20 protein-coding genes are annotated in these 23,003 nt (G+C 62.0%); 13 read left to right on the plus strand and 7 right to left on the minus strand.

Annotation, left to right across the window (positions count from 1 at the left end):
- The first annotated feature begins 5 nt into the window (after positions 1-5).
- The gene (locus tag VNW74_RS30415; protein ID WP_325683851.1) at positions 6-722 is read left to right on the plus strand and encodes a hypothetical protein; all 717 of its coding nucleotides are present in this window, start codon (positions 6-8) and stop codon (positions 720-722) included.
- 5 nt (positions 723-727) lie between these two features.
- On the opposite strand, the gene VNW74_RS30420 is transcribed toward VNW74_RS30415, so the two are convergent.
- Positions 728-1,891 carry a cytochrome P450 gene (locus VNW74_RS30420; RefSeq protein WP_325683853.1) on the minus strand — a complete coding sequence of 388 codons (1,164 nt, stop codon included), beginning with the start codon at positions 1,889-1,891 and terminating at the stop codon, positions 728-730.
- 569 nt (positions 1,892-2,460) lie between these two features.
- On the opposite strand from VNW74_RS30420, the gene VNW74_RS30425 reads away from it, so the two are divergent.
- The 4 genes from VNW74_RS30425 to VNW74_RS30440 all read left to right on the plus strand — a co-directional run bounded on the left by VNW74_RS30425 (position 2,461) and on the right by VNW74_RS30440 (position 7,100).
- Positions 2,461-4,035 (plus strand): AMP-binding protein, encoded by a 1,575-nt coding sequence (locus tag VNW74_RS30425; RefSeq protein WP_325683855.1) that lies wholly within the window; start codon positions 2,461-2,463, stop codon positions 4,033-4,035.
- Positions 4,036-5,199: an acyl-CoA dehydrogenase family protein gene (locus VNW74_RS30430; protein ID WP_325683857.1), complete on the plus strand. Its 1,164-nt coding sequence runs from the start codon at positions 4,036-4,038 to the stop codon at positions 5,197-5,199. It abuts the gene before it with no gap.
- Positions 5,196-6,335: an acyl-CoA dehydrogenase family protein gene (locus tag VNW74_RS30435; protein ID WP_325683859.1), complete on the plus strand. Its 1,140-nt coding sequence runs from the start codon at positions 5,196-5,198 to the stop codon at positions 6,333-6,335. Before VNW74_RS30430 ends, VNW74_RS30435 begins: the two co-directional genes overlap by 4 nt.
- Before the next feature lie 153 nt (positions 6,336-6,488).
- Complete coding sequence (locus tag VNW74_RS30440) at positions 6,489-7,100, plus strand: helix-turn-helix domain-containing protein (protein WP_325683861.1); 612 nt, start codon at positions 6,489-6,491, stop codon at positions 7,098-7,100.
- A 59-nt stretch (positions 7,101-7,159) separates the two neighbouring features.
- On the opposite strand, the gene VNW74_RS30445 is transcribed toward VNW74_RS30440, so the two are convergent.
- Positions 7,160-7,984, minus strand: a complete 825-nt coding sequence (locus tag VNW74_RS30445; protein ID WP_325683863.1) for a mycofactocin-coupled SDR family oxidoreductase — start codon at positions 7,982-7,984, stop codon at positions 7,160-7,162.
- A gap of 443 nt (positions 7,985-8,427) precedes the next feature.
- Between VNW74_RS30445 and VNW74_RS30450 the strand changes: the two genes are divergently transcribed.
- From VNW74_RS30450 to VNW74_RS30470, 5 genes are read left to right on the plus strand one after another with little or no spacing between them, the layout of a single operon-like run.
- Positions 8,428-8,985 carry a hypothetical protein gene (locus VNW74_RS30450; RefSeq protein ID WP_325683865.1) on the plus strand — a complete coding sequence of 186 codons (558 nt, stop codon included), beginning with the start codon at positions 8,428-8,430 and terminating at the stop codon, positions 8,983-8,985.
- A gap of 55 nt (positions 8,986-9,040) precedes the next feature.
- Positions 9,041-10,585 (plus strand): class I adenylate-forming enzyme family protein, encoded by a 1,545-nt coding sequence (locus VNW74_RS30455; RefSeq protein WP_325683867.1) that lies wholly within the window; start codon positions 9,041-9,043, stop codon positions 10,583-10,585.
- 58 nt (positions 10,586-10,643) lie between these two features.
- Entirely contained in the window at positions 10,644-11,864 is a 1,221-nt protein-coding gene (locus VNW74_RS30460) for a cytochrome P450 (protein ID WP_325683869.1), read from the plus strand.
- Positions 11,861-12,625, plus strand: coding sequence for an enoyl-CoA hydratase/isomerase family protein (locus VNW74_RS30465; RefSeq protein ID WP_325683871.1), 765 nt, complete (start codon positions 11,861-11,863; stop codon positions 12,623-12,625). The genes VNW74_RS30460 and VNW74_RS30465 overlap by 4 nt, the downstream gene beginning before the upstream one ends.
- Positions 12,618-13,280: an O-methyltransferase gene (locus tag VNW74_RS30470; RefSeq protein ID WP_325683873.1), complete on the plus strand. Its 663-nt coding sequence runs from the start codon at positions 12,618-12,620 to the stop codon at positions 13,278-13,280. The genes VNW74_RS30465 and VNW74_RS30470 overlap by 8 nt, the downstream gene beginning before the upstream one ends.
- Before the next feature lie 3 nt (positions 13,281-13,283).
- On the opposite strand, the gene VNW74_RS30475 is transcribed toward VNW74_RS30470, so the two are convergent.
- Positions 13,284-14,441 carry an aromatic ring-hydroxylating dioxygenase subunit alpha gene (locus VNW74_RS30475; RefSeq protein WP_325683875.1) on the minus strand — a complete coding sequence of 386 codons (1,158 nt, stop codon included), beginning with the start codon at positions 14,439-14,441 and terminating at the stop codon, positions 13,284-13,286.
- 195 nt (positions 14,442-14,636) lie between these two features.
- Here VNW74_RS30475 and VNW74_RS30480 point away from each other — a divergent pair, with 195 nt between their 5' ends.
- A complete protein-coding gene (locus VNW74_RS30480; protein WP_325683877.1) occupies positions 14,637-15,242 on the plus strand; it encodes a TetR/AcrR family transcriptional regulator in 606 nt (201 codons plus the stop codon).
- 14 nt (positions 15,243-15,256) lie between these two features.
- On the opposite strand, the gene VNW74_RS30485 is transcribed toward VNW74_RS30480, so the two are convergent.
- The gene (locus VNW74_RS30485) at positions 15,257-15,886 is read right to left on the minus strand and encodes a helix-turn-helix domain-containing protein (protein WP_325683879.1); all 630 of its coding nucleotides are present in this window, start codon (positions 15,884-15,886) and stop codon (positions 15,257-15,259) included.
- 228 nt (positions 15,887-16,114) lie between these two features.
- Here VNW74_RS30485 and VNW74_RS30490 point away from each other — a divergent pair, with 228 nt between their 5' ends.
- Together VNW74_RS30490 and VNW74_RS30495 are read left to right on the plus strand one after the other, a co-directional pair.
- Entirely contained in the window at positions 16,115-17,413 is a 1,299-nt protein-coding gene (locus VNW74_RS30490; protein ID WP_325683881.1) for an acyl-CoA dehydrogenase family protein, read from the plus strand.
- 76 nt (positions 17,414-17,489) lie between these two features.
- Positions 17,490-18,461: an NADPH:quinone oxidoreductase family protein gene (locus VNW74_RS30495; RefSeq protein WP_325683883.1), complete on the plus strand. Its 972-nt coding sequence runs from the start codon at positions 17,490-17,492 to the stop codon at positions 18,459-18,461.
- 123 nt (positions 18,462-18,584) lie between these two features.
- Here VNW74_RS30495 and VNW74_RS30500 read toward each other — a convergent pair whose 3' ends face one another.
- The 3 genes from VNW74_RS30500 to VNW74_RS30510 form a co-directional block, all read right to left on the minus strand.
- Entirely contained in the window at positions 18,585-19,706 is a 1,122-nt protein-coding gene (locus VNW74_RS30500; protein WP_325683885.1) for a spirocyclase AveC family protein, read from the minus strand.
- Positions 19,703-21,049, minus strand: a complete 1,347-nt coding sequence (locus tag VNW74_RS30505; RefSeq protein WP_325683887.1) for a protoporphyrinogen/coproporphyrinogen oxidase — start codon at positions 21,047-21,049, stop codon at positions 19,703-19,705. Before VNW74_RS30505 ends, VNW74_RS30500 begins: the two co-directional genes overlap by 4 nt.
- 326 nt (positions 21,050-21,375) lie before the next feature.
- On the minus strand, positions 21,376-22,053 hold the full coding sequence (locus VNW74_RS30510; RefSeq protein ID WP_325683889.1) for a TetR/AcrR family transcriptional regulator: 678 nt from the start codon (positions 22,051-22,053) through the stop codon (positions 21,376-21,378).
- Positions 22,054-23,003: the final 950 nt, after the last annotated feature.

Genomic DNA, 23,003 nt, shown 5'->3' on the forward strand with positions numbered 1-23,003 from the left:
CGGTCATGATCGCCATCTGGGCGTCGGCGTTCACATTTCTCTGCCGTTTCATCCCGCCGCCCAGCCCGGCCAAATCGCGCGCTGCGCTCGTGGCTCAGTTCAGCGACCACACCAACCTCATCCGCCTCGGCCTGGTGATCAGCCTCTTCTCGTGTGCGCTGCTGGTGCCGTTTTGTGCGGTCATCGCCGCCCAGATGCGCCGGATGGAAGGCGTTCGGTCGGTTCTTGCCGAGTCGCAGCTGGTCTCCGGCGGCCTGCTGTGCGTGGAATTCCTTGTGCCTTTCGCGATCTGGCAGACCGCGCTGTACCGCCTCCACGAATGGAATCCCGAAACGGTTCAAATGCTCAATGACATGGCCTGGCTGATGTTCCTCGGGATCATCTCCTCGGCCTGCATCCAAGTCGCGTCAATCGGTGTCGCGATCCTGCTCGACAAGGGCAGCAAGCCGGTCTTTCCGCGCTGGGCCGGCTACTTCAACATCTGGGTCGCGATGATCTGGGTGCCGGCCGCGATCATCCCCTTTTTCAAAACGGGCCCCCTGGCGTGGAACGGGATATTCGCCTGGTGGGTCCCTCTGTGCGTTTACTTCTGCTGGTTCGTCCTGATGGTCGTGCTGCTGCTTCGAGCCATCGGCGACGACGAGCGCGCACAGGAGCAAGCCGGCATCACTGACTGGCTCACCGGTAACAGATCTGAACTGGCGAGCCCGAACACGAGCTGAACTAATCAGCCAATCCGCAAATGCAGCTCGCCGAAGTGGAGCGTCCCGCATGGCCACCCGACTGTGGGCTCCTGCAAGACCGAGTACGCGGGAATCCGCCGGTTCCATTCCTCGATGATGAGGCGTAGTTCCAGGCGAGCAAGGTGTGAACCGAGGCAGCGGTGTGGACCCCGGCCGAATGTGAAGTGATTGTCCCGCCTTTGGTGGATGACGTCGGCATCGGGGTATCGTGCGGGGTCGCGGTTGGCGGTTCCCAGCCCAAGCCAGCAGTTTGATCCCGCAGGGATCGTCACGCCTGCGACCGTGACCTCTGCGGTGGTCATCCGAGGGACATAAGGGACTGGCGGGTTGATTCGCAAGACCTCTTCGATGAAGTGTGTAACCGCTTCTTCGTCATCAATCACCGTGGCTCGCAACGCCGGATTGCGGGCCAGTTCGTACAGCGCGAATCCCGTTGCGGCGGTTACGGTATCCAGCCCAGCGATGAGGAACAAAAAGCACAGCCCGATGATTTCTTCCTCGGTGAGTGCGCCATCGCTTGAGTCGGAGAGCAATTGGCTCAGCAAGTCATCGCCGTCGCTACCGCGGCGGGCGGCAAGGTGCCCGTTCAGATAGCTCACCAGTTCGCTGCCTCGCGCCAGAGTTTCCGGAGATGCCGCGGCGCCCTCGGCGGCGGAGAAGGCTAAAACTGCGTCCTTCCAGCCGATGAGAAGATCCCGGTCATCGAGCGGCAGGCCGAAAAGCGTCAAAAAGACCTGGGACGGAAACGGAACCGCGAGCGCGCTCATGACCTCCGGGTTACAGCCGGCCGCCATGATCTGATCGATGAGCTTGCCAACTTGCTCGCGCAACTCCGGCGCGCGCTCGGCCATGCGGCGGGGACCGAAGAACTTGTCCAGAACCCGCCGGAAGCGGGTGTGTTCTGGCGGGTCGAACGCGATCGGCACCATGGGAAACGGGCTTCCCACCAGATCGAACGCGCCCTGAGAGGAAAACAGCTCCGGATTTCTGGCCGCCTCCTCGACGACGTCGGCGCCGCTCAGGAAGTAAACGCCGGCATCGGACACCGCAACTTTGCCGGGCGCCAAGAGCATGTGCCATGCGGCGTCGCGGTCATGAGCAAAGGGCAAAGTTTCCAGCGCCGGCAGCGCGGGGCAGACGACCTCCATGATCGCTCCTCTGACTCTTAACACTGTTAACCAAGGTTAATTGTTGATGTTAGTGCTGCTGTACCTGGATATCAGGCATGCATCCAATAGATCAAAGTGTGAGCTGCGTCACATCACGTCGTTGGCGATTGGCAATAGCCAACGAGACCCAGCGTGGTGCCAACCGGCGGCGCGCGGAGCTCAGGAATCTTGCGTGAGCAACACGGCGACCCACACCCGCGACACGATTCCCGACGCGCTCGACCGAAACCACCGTTCACCGCCGGGATTGCGCTGGTACCGTTGACAAACGGAATTTAGGGCCGTACTGTCTCAAAATAATCGCCGGTGCGCGCGAGCATTGGGCCGTCGGTGAGGCAGCAAGTCAGTTCACGGGCGAGCCAAAACCACTCGACACCATGAGGAAAATGCGTAAATGAACGTTAACGCACCCTCGAAGATGGACGACATGCAACAACACCTAAACCAAGCTTGCACCATCGGTGCCTCAAGGGTGGGTGGCCCACCACCCCGGCGCGTCAACGACCGCTATCGTTGCGCCGGCCAGGCTTCTAGGTTGGACTGGCGAAATGGTTCGTGACGCCATTGGCAACATCCTGCGCGCCCGCGCCGCACGTATGCCCGATCGCGTGTGCTGTGCCATGGACGAGAACGTTTACACCTACGCCGAGATGGATCAACGGTCGGACGCGCTTGCCACCGGGCTGGCGCAGCTGGGTGTTGGCCGCGGCGAACAGGTTGCGATGCTCGCGCCCAACCGTACCGAGCTTCTCGAGCTCTTCTACGGCGTGGCGAAGACGGGTGCGGCGCAAGTGCCCTTGAACGCCTACCTGAAGGGCGAGTTTCTGCTGCACCAGCTGCGCCAGTCCCGATCGGGCTTTTTGGTCACCGACGCCGCCGGCCGCGAAGCAGTCGCTCCGCTGAGGAGCCAACTGCCCGACCTCCGAGCGGTGATCGTGCTCGATGACGCCGACGGTGATGAGATCGCCTATGCGAGTCTGTTCGACCGCGGCGACACACCGCCACGGGTGGAACTGACCGCGGCCGACACGATGTCGATCCTCTACACCTCCGGCACTACGGGACTGCCGAAGGGATGCGTGGCCAGCCACGGCTATTACTGCCGGAGCGGAGAAATTGTCGGGCATGCGCTCGAGGTGGTCGAGGGCGATGTCCTGTTCGCCGGCCTGCCGCTGTTCCACGCGGGTGCACAGCTGATCACCGTCACGCTGCCGCTGATTCACGGTATACCGGCCTACCTGCAACGGACGTTCAGTGCCCGGGCGTACTTCCCGCGCGCAAAGGAAGTCGGTGCGACAGTGATGATCGCCGTCGGCGCGATGGGCGCAGCAATTCTCGCGACCGAACCGTCGCCGGCCGACCGCGGCCACAAAGTCACCCGGATTATGTGCGCACCGCTAACGCTCGCGGCGCAGGCGACCTTCCGGGAGCGTTTCGGCGTCGATCCATGGGTCGACATCTTCGGCCAGACCGAGTGCATGCCAACCACATTGACACCGCTCTCATCGGACCGACGTGACCCGAACGGCTGCGGTATCGGGGCACCCGACCTCGATGTTGCCCTCCTCGACGACGAGGGCAACGTGCTGCATGGCGAGGCAACGGGCGAAATCTGTCTTCGCCCCGAGGCACCGTATGCGATGTTCGACGGCTACTTCGAGAACCCGACGGCGACTCTCGAAGCGTTGCGGGGTCTGTGGTACCACACGGGCGACTATGGCCGGCGCCTTCCCAGTGGAGCGTTCACGTTCGTCGACCGCAAGAAAGACAGTCTGCGCCGCCGCGGCGAGAACATTGCCAGCTTCGAACTCGAACAGGCCATCGACGCCCACTCGGCCATCGTCGAGTCAGCGGTGGTCGCCGTGGCATCCGATCTGGGCGAAGACGACATCAAGGCCTGCATTGTCACCAGCTCGCCGATCGAACCGGCCGAGCTGTTCGACTTCTTCAAGACCACCTTGCCCTACTTTGCAATCCCGCGCTATGTCGACTTCCTCGACGCGCTCCCCCGCAACGGTGTTGGCCGTGTGATGAAGCACAAATTGCGTGAGGCTGGAAATACCACTGAGACATGGGACTTCGAAGCGCTGGATCTGACCGTCGCCAAAGAGGAGCGCCGTTAGATGGACTTCACCCTGACTCCGGAGCAACAGGACCTGCAGGCGCGTGCCGAGAAACTCGGCCGGTCGTTCGCCGACCAGGCCCGCGAATGGGACGAGTCGGACGACGCGCCCTACCGTGAGATCTTCGATCGTGTTGGTGCAGAAGGGCTTTTTGGTGTCGCAATGCCCACAGAGTACGGCGGTCAGGGCGGCGGAGCGGTCGAGTACTTGATCGTCGTGGAAGCGCTGTTCCGCTACGCCCAGTCCTGGCTGCCGCCCGAGCCGGTGTTCTGTACCAGCGGTCCGGGGCCATCGATGTTCCTACTCGGCAGCGACACCGTACGGGAAAAGTACTTACACGATATCGTCGCCGGCCGTCGCGCATGCAACATCGCGCTCACCGAACCGCAAGCGGGCTCCGCCCTGACGCATCTAAGCACCACCGCGGTCCGCGATGGTGACGCCTACATTCTCAACGGCGCCAAGAACTTTCTCACCGGGTCGAACGTCAACGACCTCAACGCGACTTTCGTGCGCTTCGACGACGTGCCAGGTGCCAAAGGGATCGGCGCCATCGTGGTGGAGAACTCAATGCCGGGCGTGGAAATCCGGCGCGGCCCGGTCTACATCGGCGATCGCGGGATCCATCACGGCGACATGGTGTTGCGCGACGTCCGGGTGCCCGCCGAGAACGTCATCGTCGGCCCGGGCCAGTTCGCCCGGTTGATGACGGCCTTCAACCTCGAGCGGCTGCACAATTGCGGCTTCTGGCTGGGCTTCAGCCAGGCCGGCTTTGACGAGGCTGCCAAATACACCCAAGAGCGCGAGGCGTTCGGCAAGCAGATCATCGACTTTCAGGCCGTCTACCATTCGCTGGCCGACATGTGGGTCCAGATCGAGGCCTTGCGGCTGCTCGCCTACCGGGCCGCGGCCTCGGCGATCGAGGGCCGATTCCCGAAGCTCGCAGAAGTGACCCAGGCCAAGCTGTTCGGCGCCACGGTCGGTCCGCAGATCACCCTCAAGGCAATGGAATTGCACGGCGGCTATGGCGTGACTACCGATTTCCCCATCCAGCGCATTCATCGGGACTGTGTTACCAACGTGGTCGCCGGGGGCGCACCGGCCGTGCTGCGCAACGGTGTGGCCGCGGGGCTCTTTCCCGACAGACGGTTCCCGCAAGCATGACCCTCACGGTCGAGCAGCAGGATTTTCAGCGGGCGGTGCGCGACTTCTGCGCGCGCGAATGCGGCACGCGCGAACAGCGTGAGGCGTTGCTCGACGCTGACGAGGAGGATCAATCTTCGGTCCTCTACGAGAAGCTTGCCGAACTCGGTTGGCTGGGCATCGCAATCTCGGAGGATTACGGCGGCTCCGGTGGAACCTACGTGGAGCAGACGATCCTGTTCGAGGAGCTCTGGCGCGGTCTTGCGCCGGTCAAGGCGCTCGGTCCGACGACGACCGTTGCGGGATGCTACAAGCGATTCGGATCCGAGCAGCAGAAGCATGATGCGCTGTCCGCGATCGCAGGCGGCGAGATCATGTCGATTTCGATCTCTGAGCCCGGCGCGGGATCCGATGTCGCGGCCATCGCCTGCAGGGCGGAGCCGGTTGCGGATGGCTATGTACTCAACGGGCAGAAGACGTGGTGCTCGTATGCACACCGGGCGGGTCGAATCTTGTTGGTCGCGCGAACCAGCCGCGACGAGAAGCCGCATGTGGGTTTGACCATCTTCGAGGTGCCCCGCGATGCCGAAGGCATTGAAACTCGCCGCATCTCGACGCTGGGAGGTCGCGAGGTCAACGACGTCTTCTTCACCGACTGCTTCGTGCCCGCCGAGAACGTCGTTGGTGAGAACGGGCGTGGGTTCCCGCAAATCATGGCCGGTCTGGACGGCGAGCGGCTGCTCTGCGCCGCGGTCGGCCTGGGCATCGGCCAGCGGGCGCTGGACGACACCATCGCGTACGTCAAGGAGCGCAGGCAGTTCGGGAAGGCCATCGGCACGTTCCAGGCGCTGCGTCACCGGATTGCCGATCTGGCCACCGAGCTCGAGTGCGCCCGCCTGCTCACTTACGAAGTCGCCGAACGGCTCGAACAAGGCGCCGACCCAGTCACGACGCGTATGACGTCGATGGCCAAGATCAAGAGCTCCGAAGTCGCCAAACGCATCGCACTGGAGGGCATGCAGATGATGGGCGGCTACGGGTACGCGACCGAATACGACATGGAAAGCCACGTGCGCCACTCACTGGTGCTACCGATCTACGCCGGCACCAACGAGATTCAGCGTGAAATCATCAGCGGTTCACTGGGTTTGCGCTAGCGGCAGCTGTAGCCACGGTTCTGAACGACGCACCGTTGGCGGCCGACGCTGCCGCGTTCCCGTCCGCTGCGGCCCACGAGCGTCCAGCTGCGTTACATATCACGGGTCATGTCTGCGGTATTTGTAAGGCGATCCGGCGGTAGTGTTGCCCACGTGGCTTCAGTTATCCACGGAGAGGTTCCCGCGGACCCGCGCTCGAGCATTCTTGCCGCCGCCGAAAAGTGCTTTGCGCGATTTGGCATCATGAAAACGACGATGGAAGATGTTGCGCGTGCTGCGAATCTATCCCGGGCGACGGTATACCGGTATTTCGCCGACCGGGACAGCTTGATCTTGGAATCCGTCGTTAGACGCTCCCGCCTGAACATGCAAGCAGCCCGTGAGTACATCTTGCAATGGCCCACCACCGAACAGAGGATTGTGGAAGGCATTCTGCATGACGTGCAGCGAGGTCATCGCGACCCGATGATCCACAAATTGGTTTCGCCGCCCGAAATGATGATGGCTACCTCCCTGCTCGCTACGTCGGGTAAAGCGATCGAACTCACGCGCGAGCTGTGGGAGCCGATTCTGGTCGCCGAACAAGAATCGCGTGCGCTCCGTTCAGACATCGACTTGGCTCTGCTGTACGAATGGATCGCCGAACTGGAGATGATGTACATCAGCCAACTGACTGCCGGAACCGGATCGATCGACAGGTTCCGCCAAAAGCTTCAGGCGTTCTTTGCGCCGGCCCTGCTTGGGACCAACCAAACCGTGAATTAGACGTTTCGACCGTCCTTGTGACGGCGCGTGCGTATCTTGCTCACGCCCCGCAACATCGGTCAGCGATTGTTGTACCCGGCATCGACCGGCAACGTGACACCGGTGATGTATCGCGCCTCGTCGGAAGCGAGGAAGACGATAGCGTTGCTGATATCGACGGCCTCGATCAGCTCGACGGGCATCGGGTTCTTGTACGCCGGGTCGTTGGCGACCTCGGGATGCGAGTTGACAAAGGCTTCATATTCCGCGTTCGCGACCATTGGTGTGTTCACCCCGGTCGGATGCACGGTGTTGACTCGAATGCTGTGCTTGGCGAGCTGATTCGAATACAGGCGCATAAGACCGACCACGCCGTGTTTGGCCGCGGAGTATCCGGCTTGACCGGGAAAAGTATTCAAACCAATGCTCGTTAAGCCCGCCGCCGAGCTAGTGATCACAATGGATCCGCCTTCGCCGCGTTCGATCATGCCCGGAACCGTCACCTCGAGCACATGCCACACGCCTGTGAGCATCACGTCAATGGCGTCATGCCAGGCCTGTGGCCTATCCCCCGGTTCAAGAACCGGCATGATCCCAGCGTTAGGCAGGACAATATCGACTTTGCCAAACTGTTGAATGCCCGCGTCGTACGCGGCTTGTACGTCGGGTCGGTTCCGGACATCGCCGACCGACGTCAAAATCGCGCCACCGACCTCCTTGACCAGGCGCTCCGTCTCCTCGAGATCGCCTGGCGTGGCCATCGGGTAAAACACAGTTGGGAATTGCTGACATATGTCGATGGCGATAATCGACGCGCCTTCTTCTGCAAGACGTACGGCATGCGAACGGCCCTGCCCCCGGGCCGCGCCGGTGATGAAGGCAACTTTGCCGTCGAGCCTTCCCATGAGATCTCCTATCGTGTCGCCGCCCGGAGATGGAGGACGTTCACGCCCATAGATACGGCTCTGCGCAGGGCCCGAGAGGCAATCCCTCACGGCACCGTACCGCGGTGGCGTTCGACGTGTCAACATATAACAATATTCGCCTCACGTATCGCACCTGTGCTGACCGGCTGCCGACGCTATTACCAGGACTGCCAAGCGGCTGACCGGGTCTGCGCGGCGGTTGGCTCTCGGCGCTACCGCCGAGATATTGGTCGAATCCTGTATTACGCCATGCCAGCGCAAGTGCCGGGATTGTCGATGACGTAGCGAGGCAGGCGGCGGTCGAGCTCGGCGAATGCGCCCTCCCGGCTTGCCGTCCGAAACTCCAATGGAAGTTCACCCGCCGCAGCATCCACGTTATGAGACATAATACGATAATTGATATATGATGCTGACGTCCCGCGTTGAACGGTGATAAGCCGGCCGCACGATCGGAAGGATCTGATCTGCACAATCCGCTCTCCCACGCCTCCGGGCAGGACCCGCACAACGATTTCGCTCGACTCTTGTGCCGTGCGCTGAGCGCGCGGACCGTGGTGGAGTTGCAGGCCCGCGACGGGGCAACGACAGCAGCGCTCGCAGGCGTCGTCCAGGCCACCGGGGGTCGCGTGATATCGATCGGTGACCCGTCGGTGCTGAACTCGATCGATCAGCGGCTGTCGGCCGATGCGCTCACCGGGGTCGCCGAGCTCGTCGCAGTCGATTCGGTCGAACCCTGCATGTCCACGGTGCCCGCGGAAATCGACGTCGTATTCGTCACCCCGCCTGCGCAACCCACCGACAGATTCCTCGCGCTCCTCGGCGTGCTCACCGCGCGGTTGCGCAACGGCGGAGTTTTGTTCAGCTCATCGCGGGCTGCCTGGTACGCGGCCTATGTGCGCGATCCGGCGCACGGCTTCCGGACGTCGCTGTCGCCACTCGGCGCAATCTCACTGTGGTCAAGGTCAGCGAAGAACCCTTGACACTCCGCACCCTTGTTCTATAGTCGGTCTATCAACATAATACAAACTCTGTTCTATGTATCTCTGGAGTCCTGTGAACCTCGGCGAACTTTGCGAGTACTGGGCGGTCTGGCGGCCGCAAGCCCCCGCAATCCGCACCCGCGAGACGACCATGAAGTGGAGCGAGCTAGAAGACCGAACGGCACGGATTGCCGGTGGCCTCAACGCCCTTGGAACCTGCCACGGTGACCGGATTGGTATCTATGCGGCGAACTCCCTCGCGTGGTGCGAACTCGCCCTCGCCGCGTTGCGTATCGGCGCGATCGTCGTCCCGCTTAACTTGCGGTTCACCAGCAGCGAGTTGCTACCCGTCGTCAACGACGCCCAACTCAGCTGCATTGCTTACGATTCCGCGCGTGCCGAACGGTACGCGCCGCTGGCGGCCGACCGACCGGACATCGTCCAGATTTCCCTGGATAACGCTGCGCCACCAGAACTCTCGGTCGACACGTTGGCAGCATCACCGCGGGCGGGGACCCCAGGCCGCGTCGCAGCGGACGACGTAGCCATCATCAGCTTCACCTCGGGCACCACCGGAAAACCCAAGGGGGCGATGCTCACTCACGCCAACATCCTGGCTCACGTCACCCAGTGGTCTCGGGCCAATGATTGGACGACCTCGACCGCACTGCTGTGCTGTCTGCCGCTCGCCTTCACGGGTGGGATCGTGAACAACTTTCTCGGCGCTTACGGGGTCGGCGGAACCTTGGTTCTCGAAGACGCCTTTGAGCCGGCTCGGGCACTGGAATTGATCACGTCGGTGCCCGTCACCGCGATGACCGGCGTTCCAGTGATGTTTGAGCAAATCGCCTCAGCCCCGGGCTTTGATGAGGCCGACCTGTCACACCTGACCACGGCTGTCACGGGGGGAGCGACCGTATCAGAAGCGCTGTTGCGCGCGTACCAGGCCAAGGGTGTGATGATCCGACAGGCCTACGCGCTGACGGAGGCATCGGGCAGCGTATGCATGCTTCCGAGGGAGCTGGCAATTCAGCGACCGGACTCGGCCGGTCTTCCCAATGTGCATACCGCGGTGCGCATCGCCGACGACCACGGTGTGGAGCTACCCGCCGGGGAAATCGGTGAGATCCAGGTCAAGGGCCCTCAGGTCTGTGTTGGGTACTGGCGCGACCCGGAAGCAACCGCAGCATCGCGGGTGGATGGATGGTTGCGCACCGGGGACATCGGCTACAAAGGCCACGACGGCCTGCTGCAAGTCGTCGATCGAAAAAACGACAAGATCATTTCGGGCGGGCTGAACCTTTATCCGGCCGAGATCGAAAAAGTGATCTCCGACTATCCCGGTGTTGCCGAGATTGCCGCCTTCGGGGTACCCCATGAGCGATGGGGCGAGACCGTGGCCATCGTTGTCGGAAGTAGCGAAGTCGAGTTCGACGGGCTGCTGTCCTACTGTCGAACGGTCCTCGCCGACTACAAGCGGCCACGGTATATCCAGATCCGATCGGAGCCACTGCCGCGGAGCGGGAATGGAAAAATCCTCCGGCGAACGTTGCGCGAAGAATTCGATGCTGCCGAGTATATGCGCACCAGCTCAACGTGAGACTTACCCGAAATGTCAGCCTAAGCCTAGAAATCCCTTGCAACTGGGAGTGTGAACCATGACCGTTCATGAAACTGAGAGAACCGAATTCGATCCCGCCGCGTTCGATCATTTCAGCCAAGAGCATGCCGACGATCCCGACCCCGTATGGCATGCATTGCGACAGATCCGCGGACTCGCCCGCAGCGAAAAATACGGCGGATTTCGCATCGTCTCCCGCTATAGCGACATCTGCGAAGCGGCGCGAACGCCAGAACTCTTCTGCTCTGGTGAGGGTAATTCGTTACCCCGCCACGATTTTCCCAACTTGATCCCGTCAGATGTCGACCCACCACTACATCATCAGTACCGCAAGATCCTCAACGTGTCGATGGCGCCGCAGGCTGTCAAGGAGCGTGAAGCCGAGATCCGCGAACTGGCCGACGAGCTTCTCGCTCCGCACGCCGGTTCCAGTGGCGAGATCGACTTCTGCGAAGTGCTCGCCACCCCGTTCCCTCAGTTTGTTGCGTTGCGCACCATTGGATTTCCAGATTCGGATCGCGCGACGTTGGGCCCGTGGATGCACGCACTTACCCATCTGCGCGGAATCGACGACACCGCCGTCGCCGAAGCGGCCGGCAACGTCTTCGCTCGCTTGACCGAGCATCTCGCACAGCGTCGAGCCGAGCCTCGCAGAGACGACCTATTCAGCCTGTTGCTCGACGCCGACATCGACGGCCGCCCGATGAGCGACGAAGAGATCATCATCTACACCCTGCTGCTGTTATTCGGTGGCCTGGACACCACCTCGAGCGCGATCGCGGGATCGATCTACTACCTCGCTCAGCACCCCGACGTCCGCCAGGCGCTGTTGGACGACGAAGACGCGATGGACCGAGCGATCGATGAGTTCCTTCGATGGACCTCGCCGATCCAGGCACTAGCGCGGACGGTTACACAAGACACGGAACTCGCCGGCTGCCCCCTGCACGCGGGCGAGAAAGTTCTTCTGTTGTGGGGGTCGGGAAATCGCGACGAATCGGTCTTCGACGACGCGGAAAGTGTTGTCATTGACCGCTTCCCGAACAAGCACCTGAGCTTCGGTATGGGGCCGCACCGCTGTATCGGATCGCACCTGGCCAAACTCATGATCAAGGTCGCGATCGAGCGGTCGATCCACTTACTTGGCGACTTCTCGCTGGCCGATCCCGAAGGGGTGCGGTGGGCGATGGGAGAAGCCCGCGGACTGGAGAAGCTTCCTTTGCGTATTGGCCTGTCCTACACGGGAACCGAGACATGACGCTGCTGCGACACGAGCTGCTCGCCGACGGCGTCTTGGTCCTCGAGATCAACCGGCCCGAAGTCCTCAACGCCGTGTCCGTGGAAGTGCAGACCGCCATCGAGCGCCGGTTGACCGAGGCGGAGAATGATGCGGCCGTCCGATGCCTCGTGTTGTGCGGCGCCGGCAACCGCGCGTTTTCCGCGGGCTGGGACATTCACCAGCTCGCACGGATGAGCGAGGAACAACACACCCTTGTCCAGTTGGAGCGAGAGGAATGGCTGTGGCACTGGGCGTCGACACCGATCCCCACTGTTGTTGCCTTGCAAGGAATTACCTACGGCGTCGGCGCGCTATTGGCTGTCACGGCAGACCTTCGCGTCGGCTGCGCTGAGACACGATTCAAAATCACGGCTTCCCAGTACGGAGGAGCGAACCTCACCTGGGTGTTAGACGAGCTGATCGGCTGGTCCAGGACCAAGGACCTGCTCATGACTTCTCGCGTGGTCGAGGGGACAGAAGCAGAGCGAATCGGCCTGCTCAATCGTCTGGTCGAATTCTCCGACGTACGGCACGCCGCAATTGCTCTCGCGAGCCAGGTAGCTGCGCTGCCGCCCGAAGGGGTCCGCGCCGTCAAGCAGTTACTCCAGGCGGGCCCGGGACGAGACCTACGCGCGAGATACGATGCGGAAAACACCGCGATGATGACCACGGTACGCCCCGGCCCGATGACCGACGTCTTCTCGAGATTCCTGGCAACGCACCCCGCAGATCATGAATGAGATAGCCAGGAATCGCATCCTCGCCGGCACCTCACACGTTCTGGAAGACCCGCAAATCGAGCTCCTGCTAGAACGGATGTATTACGACGCGCAAGTGCGTGCCGACATCGCCAAACAGCAGTGGGATCCGCGCGATCCGTACTCGGAGGAGCTCTCTGGGGATTTCGGATACTCACTTCGACCCGCGCAAGGCGAATTCATTTACATCATGGCCAGGGCAATGAACGCACGTCTCGCCGTGTGCGTGCCCGTGTCAGCAGGTGCGCCGGTGCTCTATCTTGGTGCCGCTATTCGCGACAACTGCGGCGGACGGGTCGTCGGAGTCGAGCCGCGCGAAAAGTACCGGCGGCTCGCCCGCGAGGCGGTAGCCAAGGCAGGGCTCGACGATTTCGTGCAGATATACGGCGGTGACCCGGCAACCGAACTGGCCGGCGTCCCAGGTTTGGTCGATCTTGATATTGCCCTCATCGATGGCTGGCCCGATCTGTCTGCGCCGTCGCGGGCTCGCTCGGTGCTTGATGTCCTCGCGCCGCGGATTCGACAGCACGGAATGCTGGTGAATGACAACCGAGAACCCGACTACGTGGCCAGGCTCATCGAGCTCGGCTATGACAGTCTGCCAACCGATCTCGGGTTGATATCGGTTCGTCGGTAGCGGTTAGCGGCCAGCCCCGACCGGCGGCAGGTCTGCCGACAGCTGCCGATGAAAGTGCTGGTTCGCGGCCTCGTTGCGGCCGTACACCACTGACTCCACGTTGCCGTGAGCGATGCCGTCAGAAATCGTCTTCGCAACTACCCAGTCCTCTTCGCGAACGGTCTTGACTAGCAGGTCCCAATTCTTATCCCAGTAGTGAGATTGCTTGGCGGATCGTGGTAGCTCGGGAACGAGGAACCTCAACTGCACAACGGAGCGTCGAAAGTCGGTCGCGTCCGGACGCACCGACCAGATCTCGAAATGACTCGGTTCGATCGTCATGATGGTACCCGGATACAAAGTGAAATTGCCGATCGCGTAATCGGTGAAGTTCAATTCCGCAGCGTCATCCCGCGTATCTTCGATCCCCCGGCGAGCGACGAAGAGACGTGAATGCTTCCCAAATGCGTCAAACGTGTAGATGTTCGTGTGGAAAAACGGCCCGACCGTCTGTGGATGAACGAATTGCAGATGGTACGCGTCGAGGAAGCCATCCATCACAACTTTCCAGTCGATGTCAACAACGAACGTTTCCTGCCGATAAAGTTCGGCGCTCGCGATGCCGGATGCGGCGACGTCATCCGAAAGGTCGGATCCAACGAATTTCGCCATGTCGAGCGGCTCGCCCCGCGTAGGCACAACCCACACCAATCCGGCGTATTCGTCGGCGGGAAGCTCGATCAACCCATGGGCGGTGCGGTCGATCGCGGCGAAACCGTCGTCAAAAGGAATGGCCCGAATTGAGCCGTCCCTGTTGTAGCACCACCTGTGGTACGGGCAACTGAACATCTTGCGGCGGCCGACGGGTTGATCCTCGACCTTCGCACCGCGGTGCCGGCATACGTTGCTGAACGCCTTGAGACTGCCATCATCTTGCCGTACGACAAGAATCGGTACACCGCAACAGTCGACAGTGACGAACGTCCCGGGGTCGCGCAGCTCGGAACCATGGGCGACGATCGTCGGCATCGTTCTGACAAAGTCCACCTCGCGGCGAAGGCGCGCCTCATCGAAGAACACATCGGCGGGGACGTAGACCTCCGAGGCGGCATAGTCAGTCGTTCGCGAGTCGATGAACCCGATCAGCCGCTTCTTGACGTCCGCCTTGTTGTGGTCCTGCATCGAACACTCCGTCCGCCACGCGACGCGTCTTGTCGTGGAACTTACGACGAGAATTGTATCATGTATCGCAAAGCTGAACGATCCCTAGCTGTGTCAGCCGGTAGTGCTGAGGAATGTCGCCGTAAGACAGCAATACATAAGTGGACATGTGATACTCGATCTCCAAACCGTAGCGGCGATGAGGGAGTGGTTACTGTGCGTCCGCAGAGGAACGTACTGGGTGCGACCGTTGAGGAGTCGCGGGAACAGCTGATTGCCGCAGCCGAAAAATGCTTCGAGATCTATGGGGTCGCCAAGACGACCATGGACGACATCGGACGGGCAGCATCGGTCACTCGCGCGACGGTATACCGCTACTTTGCCGACAGAGACAGTTTGATCCTGGCTGTGGTGATCCGGCGCTCAAGGATGTTGTTGGACCGCGCCCGTGCTTACCTCGACTCCCAGCCCACGTTTGCCGACAAGTTGGTCAAGGGAATGGTGTACCTGGTCGACCATGGCCGCCGGGATCCCATGGTCAGGCTGCTCGTTAGCCCCGAGCATCTCAACCTCGCCACCGGCATATTGGGCAACTCGAAAGCGGTAATCGACCTGACTTATGAACTGTGGAGCCCGATCATGGCCACCGCTCAGCGCAACGGTGAGATGAGGGAGGGCATCGACGTGCACAAGGCATGCGCCTGGCTGGCGTTTCAGCAATTGATCCTGATCGGCAGGCTCGATCTGGTCGACCCCTCAGATCCCCAGCACGAGGAGATGCTGCGGGAGTTTCTGTTGCCGGCATTCGTTCCAGCGGGCTGACAGCGGCTGGCTTTCTAGTCGTGACGGCGTGACTCGGCGATCCGACGAGTTTCGGGCGACGCTGCGGCCGTGAGCATGGCGACAACAAGGTCGATGAGTTGGCTGATGAAGACCCGGTCGTCGGTGTGCGGCGCAGTCGCGGCCCGGCGTGCCAACTCGCCGATGACGAAACGTATGACGACAAGGCGCCGGTGCAGCTGCGCAGCAGTGCGGTCCAGGAAGGGGTCGACGAGTTGGCGCCAGCGAACAATGCTGTCGCCGTGATCCTCGAGATCTCCGGGCGGAAGGATCGGCTGCCGCCGGTTCATCAAGTCGGCATAGATGCATAGATAAGCGCAGCCGCCGGTAGATTCGGCCAGTTTCGACGCCAGCGGTTGAACAAGCGCTTCGGCGAGCGCGCGTACGTTCTGGTCACCGGCCGCCTCGTAGCGATCCAGCAGTGCATGACGGCGCAGCTCGACGTCATAGCTGTGCTTCTCCAACACCGCCGTCAGCAGTCCGGCCCGGTCGCCGAAGTGATACTGCAACGCGGTGGCGTTCTTCACCCCGGAAGCCCGTTGAATCTCGCGCAGGCTGACCGCATCGATTCCCTGCCCGCCATAGAGCTCCTCGGCTGCTGCGAGCAGACGTTCCCGTGTAGACATGGCGCCGTCATACTATCGAGTAATGCACCCGCATTGCAATTCAATTCATATGCCTGTACGGTCCTGTGCGTGACTGAACTCGTGAACTCGGACGTCAGCCCCTCGGACGACTGCCGATCTGCCGCACACTATGGCGGTCGGGTTGCGGGACAACGCAACGGTTTTCATCGAGAAAGGGCTTTGAGGTGGCCGACGTCGATCTATCCGGAAAAGTAGGAACGAAATAGCATGTGGGACTTCAGCACCGAACCCGAATTTCAAGCAAAGCTCGACTGGATGGACACATTCGTCCGAAACGAGGTCGAGCCGCTCGACCATCTGACTCATCAGGCTGAGCACGTCATCTATGCGCCCCTGTCGACCGAGCTGGCCACGATCGTGCGGCCACTGCAACGGGAGGTGCGCGAACACGGTCTGTGGGCATGCCATCTCGGACCCGAGCTCGGTGGTCAAGGCTACGGCCAGGTGAAGCTCGCACTCATCAACGAGATCCTGGGCCGAACGGCTTGGGGTCCCGTTGTTTTCGGATGTCAAGCACCCGACACGGGTAACGCCGAGATCCTGGCCAAGTTTGGCACAGAGGAACAGAAACGGCGCTATCTGCAACCCCTGCTGGATGGTGAGATCTTCTCGTCCTTCTCGATGACCGAGCCCCACGGCGGCGCGGATCCGCGCCTGTTCCGCACCCTTGCGGTGCAAGACGGCGAGGACTGGATCATCAACGGGGAAAAGTATTTCACCTCCAATGCGCGCAACGCGGCATTCTTCATCGTCATGGCGGTAACCGATCCAGACGCCGGACACCGCGAACGGATGTCGATGTTCTTGGTGCCTGCCGAGACCCCCGGCATCGAACGGATCCGCGAAACCGGAATGATCGGCGATCCCCTCGGCGTCGGCAACCACCCGCATATCCGTTACACCGACGTCCGCGTCGGCTCCGATGCGCTGCTGGGTGAGCGGGGCAAGGCCTTCCACATCGCACAGGCCCGCCTCGCCGGCGGCCGACTGCACCACGCCATGCGCAGCATCGGCTTCGCCAAGCGCGCATTCGACATGCACTGCGAAAGAGCTTTGTCCCGTACGACTTTCAATGGACCCCTCGCCGACAATCCCGTCGTTCGGGCCGGCATCGCCGACTCGTACATCCAGCTCGAACAGTTCCGCCTGCTGGTGCTGCATGCCGCATGGCAGATGGACACCCACGGTGCTGTCGCAGCCATGCAGCACGTCTCCGCATGCAAGGTCGCCATGGCCCGCGTGGCCCACGATGTCGTCGAACGGGCATTGCACCTGCACGGCGCCCTCGGCGCGTCGAACGAGACTCCCCTGGCGCGGCTATGGCAATCAGTGCCGACCTATGGGCTCATGGATGGGCCGACCGAGGTCCACCAGGACATCGTCGCCCGACGAGTGCTCGGCTCCTACTCCCCCGCACCCGGCAACTGGCCCACCCAGTTCCTGCCCGACCTCACGGCCGCCGCCCGTAGGCGGTACGGCACGCAGTACGCGCAGATCGCGACCTAGCGGCGGGCCGTCCAACGAGAAGCGCTGGATTCGATGGGCAGCTGACGCCCAAACAGGTCCCACTGACGGAGGTAGCATGCGCGCGGTACAGGTGACTCGGCTCGACGGACCGGACGGGATCGAGGTGACTGACGTCGAGGAGCCCACCGGGGATGGCATCGTCGTCGACGTGCACGCCGCAGGCGCGGCATTCCCGGACGCATTGCTCACCCGCGGCCTCTACCAGTACCGACCGGAGCCGCCGTTCGTGCTCGGATCGGAGATCGCCGGGGTGGTGCGGTCCGCACCAAACAACGCACATATCCGTGCCGGCGACAGAGTCGTGGGTCTGACGATGCTCACCGGCGGCATGGCCGAAGTGGCGGTCCTGCAATCCGACAGAGCGTTCAAGCTGCCGGACAACGTGACCTTCGAGGCGGGCGCCGGCGTCCTGTTCAACGATCTGACGGTGTACTTCGCGCTGAGTGTTCGAGGCCGGTTTCAGCGGGGCGAGACGGTGCTGGTGCATGGGGCGGCCGGCGGGATTGGAACGTCGGCGCTGCGGCTGGCATCCGTGCTCGGCGCGTCTCGCACCATCGCGGTGGTCAGCACCGAGGAGAAGGGCCAGATCGCCACGGCGGCCGGCGCGACCGACGTGGTGTTGGCCGAGGGCTTCAAGGACGCGGTAAAGGAGTTGACCGGCGGCCGCGGCGTCGACGTTGTCCTCGACCCGGTCGGCGGCGACCGGTTCACGGATTCGCTGCGCTCGCTGGTCCCCGGGGGACGGATGTTGGTAGTCGGCTTCACCGGTGGTGAGATTCCCACCGTGAAGGTAAACCGGCTGCTGCTCAACAACATTGACTTGGTCGGTGTTGGCTGGGGCGCCTGGACGCTGACGCACCCCGATGCGCTGGCCGAGCAATGGGCGGCGGTGGGGCCGCTGCTCGGCTCGGGCCAGTTGCATCCCCCCGAGCCAGTGGTCTATCCGCTCGATGAGGCCGCCGCCGCGGTCGCATCTTTGGAAAATCGCACCGCCAAGGGCAAAGTCGTGCTGCGCATCCGGGATTGATCTAACCGCACGCAGCCGATCAAAAACATTCCGATAAAGACGAATACCGAGTCAAGACGCCACTTCAGCATGCGTTATCGCTCATCGTGAGGTCGCTTGTGGTTCGGTCGTGATTGCTCGCCGCTACCCGCGGTTGTATCGAAACTGCGGCGGGTAGTCTCGCCCGAAGTCGCGGCCGTTGGCACCCTGGTCGCGGTTGTCGTTGCGCAGCAGCGGGATATCGGGTGCCGGGCAGGCGATGCCCGCTCCTTCGCCGCAGGTGTAGGTGAGGTACGACCGGGTTTGGATGTCCCGATTCCACGCGGTGGAGTGGGCACCGAACCATGTGTTCGGGATCGTGTAGCCGACCGTCATCGCGAGCGTGACCAGTCCGATCACCGCTAGCGCCCTGACCGCCGTGACGCGCACCGGCCCGCCGCCGAGCTGTTCGGCTCCCCGCTCGGCCAGTGATTGCCCGCGGTCGTTGGTGAAGTATTTGATGCAGGCGAACATTGTGAAAATCAGGCCGGTGGTCAAGGCCTCGTTGAGCGGATACGCGTGGTAGGTGCCGGCGAAAATCTTGACGTGCCCGCCCGGATACTCCCAGGAACCCATGGGCATGAAGACAATTCCCTCGAAAACGATGTCGAACGGGACCATGACCGCAAAACAAATCGCGGCCAGACCCAGTCGCGAGATTCCGGGCCAGCGTGCCTTCGCGCGGCGCATGATCGTCGCACCCATCATCGTCACCAGTAGGAAGATCACCATGTAGGCGCCGGGCACGATGAGGAGCGGATAAGCCACTTGGTGGGTCGGCGTGCCGGGGGTTAGCGCACCGGGCAGGCTGTTCACCCACGAGCCCATGTTCACCTGCCAGGCGTTGTAGGTGTACCAGTGGCCGATGTATGCGCTGAGTGGGTCGTCGAAGGACAGCACAAGAAACGCGACGACCATCAGCCCGTCGAGCCCGATGCGCCGTTCGCGCCACCACGGGCGTATCACAAACCGATACAGGATCACCAAACCGGCGATCGGCAAAACGATCTGCCAGAACGTCAGCGCAACCTTCATCCACCCGGGAAGCGGGGTCGGGCCGGGATCGACCGACTTGAAATACGGGCCGCTGATCCACCGCACCAGCACGAACAGCTGGAACGCGAGCACCGCCGCGCCGAGGGCGGCCCACCCCTTGACCGCCACCACCGGTCGTTCCCCGACCGCAACCGGAAGTTGTCTGGTCGGCGCGGACGAAGCGGTGCTCACGTCGACACCTTCTTATCCGCGGTCATCTGGTGGACGATTCGATCCCCCGCGGCTTGGCCGGACACCAAGGCGCCGTTGACGCCGGGGATCGGCCCGACATCGCCGGCCAGTTGTACGCGGGCGGCCGGGTCGGTCTCGCGCATGAAGCGGTCTACCGCGCGGAAACGCCCCTCGTACATGATCGGAACGACGTTGCGCCATCGTCCTATCTCGTAGTCGACGACGTTGGAGCTGAGGTCTCCGTAGTAGGGCTTTACGAAGCCCAGCACGGCGTCGATGACCTTCTCGTCAGGACTGTCCAGATTGTCCAGGCACCATTCATGGCGGCAGAAGGTCGTGATCATCCCCTTGTCGTCAGGGCATCGGTTGTTGGCCTTGAGGTGGTCGACGATCACGCCACACAGGTCGGGCTGCTCGCGCGGGGAACACATGATGTATGTCGCCGGGTTCGACGGCCGCTCGGACAACGCGATGTGGCAGTTGACGCTGCAGATGTAGTCGGTCTTCTCGTAATACTCGCGGGCGAATCCCGATATCTGGGGATAAATCTCCAGCGCGGTATCCGTTGTCGTCGTCACGACGGCGTTGGCGAACTCCTCGGTGTGCTCTGCACCGTCTCGGCTGAAGGTAACCTCGACGCGATCACCTGCATCGGTCACATTGGCGACCGGTGTCGCGAGCCGAACATCGTTGAGCTGAGCCGCCATCGCGCGCGGCAACGCATCCATGCCGTCGTCGAGCCCATAGAAATAGGGTTTAAAGAAATTCTTCATGGTCCACAGCAGCTGACCGACCGACGCGTAGGAGGGATCGCTCAACCACGGTCCCCGGACCACCACGGCGGCAACATAATCGAGGACCTCTTCGCCTAGTTCGCGCCGACCGTATGTGGTGACGGTATCCGTGTCGATGGCGGCAACACCCGACGCGTCGGTGTAGTTGAGGTCTTTCCAATGCTTGGCCAGGAAGAACAGAAGCTTGGCCAGCTTTAGCTTGGCCCGGCCGGACAGGTACGGCGTTCGCAGTAGGCTCAGTGGCTTGCTGAGGTCGAGGAAGTTCAGCTCACCTCCACGGGGCAGCGCGCCGAAGGCGTTGAACTTGTGCATCTGCGTGCCGAGGCCAACCTCACGCATTTCCTGCGTGGCCTCGACGTAACTGCCGAGATAGATGAACGCCCCAACGTCGTAAACGAATTCGCCGCGTCGGATCGTCTTGATCCGGCCGCCGACACGATCCTCGGCCTCGAACACCACCGGCGTACCGCCCGCTTGCTGGATCCGTCGCGCGGCGGCGAGCCCGGCGATACCGCCGCCCACAACTGCTGTCCTCGCATCTGTTGCCATCAGTCACACCGTAGCCTAGAAGTGATCGTTGAATCAACAATGATTGTGCGATCATTTCCCTTGCTTTTCGCCGCCACGATCGTCCTCTTCGTGCAGACAATTCGGTTCGGCCGCGAGGAGCTCGCGCCCACTGCGAATCAAGCGCAGTGCACTACCCACTGCCTCGGCGCCTTGGTAACCGGCGTGGCCTTGTGGGCGGTGGCCAAGAGTGCTACCCGGATGACCCGCTCTATCTGATGACGCTCTTGGGCACCTTGGGAATGTGCACGTCCGCAACGATTCCGCTCATGGCGCGGCGCGGCATCCGCACCGGCGTTGGGCAATCATTAACCATCTGGGAACAACAACGCGATCGCTGACGCGGCGATGTTGGCGGTGGCGATGCCTTCGTTCGGCCGGTACCAACGCGACACCCAGATGCACATACCCAGGATCAGCCGGGTGGCCACGATGACGTTGGTACTGTCCAGCACACCCGCATCCATCGCCTCTCCGACGCATCGAGTCCACAATCCCTCGTATTCGCGACTCCATGCGTGCCACCGGTCGACCACATCCGCCGGAAGATCGGCACTGCCGAAGAAAACCGAGAGGTAATGGCGCATCCGGGCTGCGGCGTCAACTTGAAGCTCAACCAAGCGGCGCAGGCGTTCGGCCACGGGGATGTTGGCCTCCATCGTCGCTGTGGCCAACTCGGTGAGTTCACGGGTGCTTCGCTCGAACAGAATTCCGAGCAGGTGTTCCTTCGTCGGAATAGCCCGGTACAAGGTCGCCCGTGACAGGTCCAGCTCTCGCGCAGTGCTGACTATCGATACCGCTTCCATCCCGCCTTCCGCGAAAAGTTTCGCCACCGCATCGGCGACCGCATCGGGGTCAATCTCGGTGCGCGGGCGGCCGCGCGGACGCGGACTCTCCTCAACGAAACCGTAGCTTGGAGTGTGGCCGGCGGTGGAACTGCCTGACGTGAGCTCCCAGCCACCGTTCGGCGGTCTGCGCTTTGCCATCAGAACCTCCGGCGGCCAACGCGTTTGAACAGCCCGCGGATATTGGTTAGCGCTTGGCTGCCGCAAGGATGGCTGCCGTGACCCAGTAGCACGCCTGTAGCGAGGTAACCCAATGACATCTCGCCGCTTCCCTCTTTTGAGCACTCGCGTCTCAAATAGTATGCGCTGGCCATGGCATCGTCAAACCCTTGGGATCACGACGTAGCAAAGTCGACGGGGAAACCTGCAACGCCATCAACATGGCCGCGATCGCGGGCGGACGATTGGCCCTCCACACCGCCCGGGCCGAGCGCGCCTTTCCCATCTTTGCCCCCTTCCCGGCGGAGTGTTTTTCGTCTAGCCGGTGCTGATGACGGGCACAGCGGCCCGTGCGAGTCAGCTTTCTGCGAGTGGTCATTCACGTGTTGAGGATGTTGTAGGAGACGAGCATGATCGCGTCGAGCCGCTGATGATAACCACTGCTCGCAGCAAGCTCTTTCGGGGGCGGACACCCTCAGCGGCTCCAGGTCCGCGGTGGGCCAGCGTTTAGGCACGATCTTCTTGAAGAACCGCAGGTCGATTCCGCGGCGAACATCCCACCGTCAGTGACGATCTGGAGCGAGAATTTCTAATAGGTATTCGAAGGGAGTCGAAGCGCCCCGGGCGACGAACGCTTCTTGTGATGGAGCAGATAGATGTTGTTTTTTAAGTTGTTCTGTCTCATAATTGTCTGTATCGAGCGTTTTGTCATCGGTCACTGCCTCGAGACGGGATGACCGGCCGCAATTAAGAACGATCGTCAACGGTCATAGATGGTCTTACAGAATGAACGACTGACGGGAGGTACCATGACCACTTCTGGAAGCGTCCCGTCTGCCCAATCGACGTCTTCCAACGCAACAGGCTCAGCGTGGACCACGGATCGCCGTACACCTCCCGTGGAGGACGACCAGCTTCGCTACCGTACTTTC

Source organism: Mycobacterium sp., assembly GCF_035570115.1.
Classification (GTDB): Bacteria; Actinomycetota; Actinomycetes; order Mycobacteriales; family Mycobacteriaceae; genus Mycobacterium.